The organism is Microvirga aerilata (genome assembly GCF_016743775.1).
Taxonomy (GTDB): domain Bacteria; phylum Pseudomonadota; class Alphaproteobacteria; order Rhizobiales; family Beijerinckiaceae; genus Microvirga; species Microvirga aerilata.
This window is the reverse complement of the sequence record NZ_JAEQMY010000177.1, coordinates 1-5269: the sequence shown is the minus strand read 5'-3', so window position 1 is coordinate 5269 and position 5269 is coordinate 1. Positions and strand designations below refer to the sequence as shown.

General features: G+C 61.3%; 8 protein-coding genes. 2 read left to right on the top strand and 6 right to left on the bottom strand.

Annotated elements, in window-relative coordinates; all coding sequences use genetic code 11:
- Positions 1 to 214: 214 nt before the first annotated feature.
- The 6 genes from JKG68_RS30815 to JKG68_RS30790 form a co-directional block, all read right to left on the bottom strand.
- A complete protein-coding gene (locus JKG68_RS30815; protein ID WP_246516097.1) occupies positions 215 to 580 on the bottom strand; it encodes a helix-turn-helix domain-containing protein in 366 nt (121 codons plus the stop codon).
- Complete coding sequence (locus JKG68_RS30810; protein ID WP_202066096.1) at positions 555 to 848, bottom strand: BrnT family toxin; 294 nt, start codon at positions 846 to 848, stop codon at positions 555 to 557. The genes JKG68_RS30815 and JKG68_RS30810 overlap by 26 nt, the downstream gene beginning before the upstream one ends.
- Before the next feature lie 158 nt (positions 849 to 1006).
- On the bottom strand, positions 1007 to 1333 hold the full coding sequence (locus JKG68_RS30805) for a hypothetical protein (protein ID WP_202066095.1): 327 nt from the start codon (positions 1331 to 1333) through the stop codon (positions 1007 to 1009).
- Positions 1334 to 1365: 32 nt separating this feature from the next.
- On the bottom strand, positions 1366 to 1698 hold the full coding sequence (locus JKG68_RS30800; RefSeq protein WP_202066094.1) for a hypothetical protein: 333 nt from the start codon (positions 1696 to 1698) through the stop codon (positions 1366 to 1368).
- Positions 1699 to 1743: 45 nt separating this feature from the next.
- The gene (locus JKG68_RS30795; protein ID WP_202066093.1) at positions 1744 to 2202 is read right to left on the bottom strand and encodes a hypothetical protein; all 459 of its coding nucleotides are present in this window, start codon (positions 2200 to 2202) and stop codon (positions 1744 to 1746) included.
- Positions 2199 to 2939, bottom strand: coding sequence for a hypothetical protein (locus JKG68_RS30790; protein WP_202066092.1), 741 nt, complete (start codon positions 2937 to 2939; stop codon positions 2199 to 2201). The genes JKG68_RS30795 and JKG68_RS30790 overlap by 4 nt, the downstream gene beginning before the upstream one ends.
- A 1061-nt stretch (positions 2940 to 4000) precedes the next feature.
- Here JKG68_RS30790 and JKG68_RS30785 point away from each other — a divergent pair.
- Both JKG68_RS30785 and JKG68_RS30780 read left to right on the top strand, forming a co-directional pair.
- Positions 4001 to 4867, top strand: coding sequence for a UTP--glucose-1-phosphate uridylyltransferase (locus tag JKG68_RS30785; protein WP_202066091.1), 867 nt, complete (start codon positions 4001 to 4003; stop codon positions 4865 to 4867).
- Between the two features lie 136 nt (positions 4868 to 5003).
- Positions 5004 to 5269: NAD-dependent epimerase/dehydratase family protein (locus tag JKG68_RS30780; RefSeq protein ID WP_202066090.1), on the top strand; the 266-nt coding region annotated here is incomplete at its 3' end.

Sequence of the window (5269 nt, the reverse complement as noted above, 5' to 3'; positions counted from 1 at the left end):
GCATCGCGCAGGTGGGAAGCGACACGGTAATCCAGAGCGGCTCCGACATCCTCGTGCTGGAGGGGGTCGCCCGCTCGCTGATCGGTGACAGCGACTTCCTCGCCTGATCCGTATCCTCGATCCGCTTGGCCCAGGTAAGCGTCAGGGTCTGGTGCGATGCACCCACCGCGCCAGTCTCCCGGGCGTGGGGCTCTAACCCTCTCCGGTTCGGCGGTTAAGCGGCATCGATCGCCCGAGCCACAGCCTCAGGGTCCGTTTCGATCACTTTCAGGTAGGCGAGGGCCACTGTATCCGGCATGAACCGGCCCTGCTCCCAATCCTTCAGACGCGCGAGGTTAATCTGAAACCGTTCGGCAAACTTGGTCTGACTGAGCCCCGTGCGCTGACGCGCCCGGCGGACAGCACGCGCCGCGACGGCGCGCGCCAGTTCCTCCTCGGAGGCGGGTGGGTTGTCTAGATCTTCGAGAGCATTGCGCTCGATCTCCTCCTGCGTCATCGTGTCAAGGCGGGCGCGTTCTACTGCGTTAAGGCGAGGCGGGTTGGACCGGAGATCCTCAAGGGTCTTGCGCGTGATAGCCATAGCTCCTGCTCTCCTTGGCATTGGAACGACGAGCTGAGATAAGGCGGCAAACGGAGCCGCGCAGGGTGTAAACGACTGTGTAGAGCTTGCCGTCGATGAGCTCGATCGCCTTACGACGTTCCTCGCCATCGTCTGCGCGGGTGGTGTCGAGATCGAGCCGATCGTCATCCAAAAACACAGCTGCCGCATAGTCAAAGCGGACGCTATGCTTGGCCTCATTGGCTGAAGCCTTGGCGTCATCCCATTCGAATTCGGCTGCCGCGTCCACAGGACGACTATACGGATATCCCGTATGATGTCAACAGTATCCCGTAAACCGAAGCTATGCCTCGGCAAGTTCTGGGCGAGCTGGTTGCAATGCCGCACGGGAAGTCTGCACCTTGCCGCCTGCGACCGACCAATGCGATGGCTTGCAGCAGCTATTTGTTATGTTCTGGTGCCAACCTCTTGGCGGTCCAGATTACCTTGTTTGGTGGAGACCCTTCCCTTGCGCACCCGGATCTTTGAACAAAAGTTGTCCTCCAGGGCGACCTTCGCCAAGGCATACTCAAGCAGCTGAGTGTTGGACGTGCGGCCTGAGCGTTCTTTCCCCGCACGAATAAGCTCTGCCCGGACCCATCCCGCAATGCGGCCCTTTTCACCCTTGAGAAGGCCGGCACGCTCCGCTGTGTCGAGGACGACGCGATGGCGACAGCGTGGGGCATCGACGGCGAGCGGCTGGGGCCGTTTTGTGTGTTTGGGGGCACTACTCATCAGGGTTCCTCATTGTTGAACACGTTTGCCATTCAGTTGAACAACGTCAAAAGCATGACCCAATCAGGCACGGGTTCGGCCACATAGCTGGGGCGGCCGGAGTATGCGGTCTGTGTCAGCGCACGACCGATCAGGTGCGCGAACGCTGGGCTGCCGGGCACATTTGCGCGGTTGACCTTGGGGGCGCTGACGAGATCCACAACCTGGGGTCCGTCCGTAAATCGTGTGCCATGGAGAAGGCCCGAGAGGATCCTCGGCAATGCCTGGGCCAGGTGGCAGAAGATCCGGTACCTGGGCGGGGAGGCGGCTAAACGGCCGCTGTCCTTCGGCCGGGCCAACCGATGCAAACGAACCTTGTCGGGCAAGATCGTGCCGCGATGACACACTGACGTCTGGGAGGACTGGCCCGGTCATCCTCGCTCGGCATTAGCCTCACCGAGCGATCGGATGGCAAATTTGCGGCGCGAGAGGGCGCGACGCTCATAGCGGTCAACACGGAGAAGGTGCTGCATCAGCTCGGCAAGCCCGGATCTGGAGGAGCTTGAATCGGCCGCCGACCGACCGGAGCAGTGCTGAGCCAGTTCGTCGAGGAGCAGGCACTGCACGCTTTGGACGCGCACGACCTCCAGCATGGCGACGGCAACAGCCTGCAAGTCCTCCTCCGTCGGTTGCGCCGGCGCGATGTCCTGCTTCAAGCTCGCTTTCAGGTCGTGGATCAGGTCCGCAAAGTGCGGCTGTACCTCGACCGGCACCGCCAGTCCATGCTTCCAGGCATTCTGCTTGGATCGCGCCTTGCCAGCGGAGGTCTTAGGTCCCGTGCTTCGCTGCGCGTTCCGTTGGTTCGCCTGTCGTTTGCGCTCTGTGGTCATGCCCGCTTCCGGCGTTTGGGAGAACGGGCCTCGGTGTATTCGGCGTCAAGGATCACTTCGGATTGCGCGTGCGCGGGAAGACTAGTCTGGTAACGTTCGAACTCGCGGAGGGCCGCGTAGCGGCGGGCCTCGGCGTCGGCGATGAGGTGGCTGATGAGGTCGATCTCGCGGCTGTTCTTCTTGAACGTTTCGGCGGCCAACCGGGCCGCTTCATCCGGTGAGATGGCCTGGGGGGTGGGTTCGGACTTTGGATCTGACATAGCAGGTGGAAGGATCTCCTTCATTCTTTCGTCTGCCTCTGCTTGGCGCTGCAGATGCTTTTTGTAAGCATCCGGCTCATCGCGAATGAACTCTTCTAGCAGGCGGGCCCTCTCTTTCTCATCCTTGGGGCGCTTATTGAGCACCTCGGTCGGCGTATTAAGCCAAGGTAGCATCTCCGCGGCATGGGCCTTGGCCAGTGCTGCGGAATACGATTGTTGTGAGGCCGCACTCTCAGGGGTCAGCAGGGACGCTTCCACACTGCGGAGGTGTTGGATCCTCCATGTCAAGTATGCCACATCCTTAGCGAGCATCGTTGCGATCAGGTTTCGGGGCCGAAGCGTCTCCATGACCGCATTCACCAACTCGTCGTAGGCAGAGGCGCCGTCGCCGTAGGCAACAGGAAATCGGTCAAAGAGCTTTTGGGCAATTTCCGGAATGAGGCTAGGCGGCTTTGGAGTTTTGGAACGCTTTGCCATTTGAGTGCCTCTGCAGCGGTTTTGGATCGAATCTCCCTTTGTTCTCATTGATTCGCAGAGAGACAAGGCGCAAAAGCCCGCGGGTCCGCTGTCAAACGAGGTATCAAGAGCCGCAATAGTGGATTGCACAAGAAAACGGGGCTACCGCAGGCTGATGGTGATCGTCACCGGGGGGCTCAGGTGGTGTGTGGCTCTGGGTTTGGAACCCCGCCTACAGAGCTTTTGGCAGTGATCTTGGGACTGGCCGGAGGAGGATTCGACTTAGGTGCGCTGCTTGAGACAGGAGGCTCAAACACAGCTTAACGGGTGGTTCCTCATGCCGAGCGCGGCATAGGCCCTGGGGTGTGAGGAACATTGGCCTGCTTCCCCCGGGAGCCCGAGGCGCCTCTCCATCCGAGACATGACGCTCGTGCCACTGGCGATACAGTCTTGCAGGCTGAGTTCGTGTCCAATTCTACGGGGCTATGACACTGCAATGGCGGAATGCATCTCGGCTGTGGGCCGCGAATAGATTGATAGTCGGACCGGAACGTTAGCCCACTCAAGTCTCGGGCTATGGGTACCCGCCAGCTCCCTCACCCGCTCATGGAACAACGGACCGCCTCAGAGCGGCGTTACCTTGGGCATTCCCCCACGCTCGACTCTCCAGCTCTCTGGCAAATAGCCAGCCCACTCAATCAGCCCGATGGAGAGGGCAGCCACAAGCGCCACGACGTATACGGTGATTTCACGGCGGGACAGCCATCGTATGGACAGCTGCCAGAGCAGCAAGGAGAGGCGTGTGAGAGGATCCATTGCGGGTTGATAGTACTCCGGCGGAAGAGACGCTATGGTGCAAAGCGTCCGATCCTGTCCTTATGGACCGCGGCCCTTCCATAAGCCGTGCTGAACGGGCTGAAAGCGAACTGGGTGGGCGGAGGACCACGATAGTCATCGGGAAGTCTGTTGGGTAGAAACGTGGCTCGGCTCTCCTCCCGAAACACGCAGAAATGCTTGACAGGCGGATGCCCGCACGTGCTTGTGCCTGACCCGAGTATGTCTGCTCGCCCATGGCCCCTTCAATGAAGCGAATCCGCAAAGCAGTTCTTCCCGTCGCCGGTCTCGGCACCCGCTTCCTGCCGGCCACCAAGGCCGTTCCCAAGGAAATGCTGTGCGTCGTCGACCGTCCCGTGGTGCAGCATGTGGTGGATGAGGCCCGTGCCGCCGGCATCGAGCATTTCATCTTCGTCACAGGCCGCAACAAGGCGGTGATCGAGGACCATTTCGACATTGCCTACGAGCTGAACCGGACGCTCGAGAGCCGCAACAAGACCAAGGAGCTGGAGATCCTGGCCCGGGACCAGCCCAAGGCCGGCCAGACGAGCTTCACCCGCCAGCAGGAGCCGCTGGGGCTCGGCCACGCGGTCTGGTGCGCCCGGGAGCTGGTGGGCGATGAGCCCTTCGCCGTCATCCTCCCCGACATGCTCAGCCGCGGCTCCATGGAGCAGATGATCGCCGCCCATGGCCGGCACGGCGGCAACATCATCGCCGTGGAGGAGGTGCCCGAGGACCAGACCCATCAGTACGGGATCGTGTCGGTGGGCCAGGAATTCGGCCAGACCTTCGAGATCACCGGCATGGTGGAAAAGCCCCCGAAGGGCACCGCGCCCTCGAACTACATCATCTCCGGCCGCTATATCCTGCAGCCCGAGATCTTCGACCTGCTTTCCACCCAGGAGCGCGGCGCGGGCAACGAGATCCAGCTCACCGACTCCATGATCCGCCTGATGAAGGATCAGCCCTTCTTCGGCATGAAGTACCAGGGCAAGACCTACGACACGGGCTCGAAGATCGGCTTCCTCATGGCCAATGTGGCCTATGCCCTGGAGCGCGAGGAGCTCGGCGCCGAGTTCCGCAAGGAACTCGAGGCGCTGCTGAGGCAAGAGTGAGCGGGATCACAAAGGATCTTCTAATCATTATCAGGCTCAGGCACTGGCATTTGCCGTATTGCAATCAGGTAGGCATCCCGCAGTTCGGAATGCTACCTGATTGCCGCATCGGGGCAGTTCCTTGAGGAGGATGGACATGGCGGTACTGGTGACGGGCGGCGCGGGCTATATCGGAAGCCACATGGTGCTCGAGCTCCTGGACGCGGGCGAGCAGGTGGTGGTTCTCGACAACCTGTCGACCGGTTTCCGCTGGGCCGTCCCCCAGGAAGCAACGCTCGTCGTGGGCGATGTGGGCGACGCCGCCCTGGTCTCAAGCGTCATCGAGGAGCATGGTGTCGACAGCATCCTGCACTTTGCCGCCAAGATCGTCGTGCCGGAATCGGTCACCGATCCGCTGGCCTA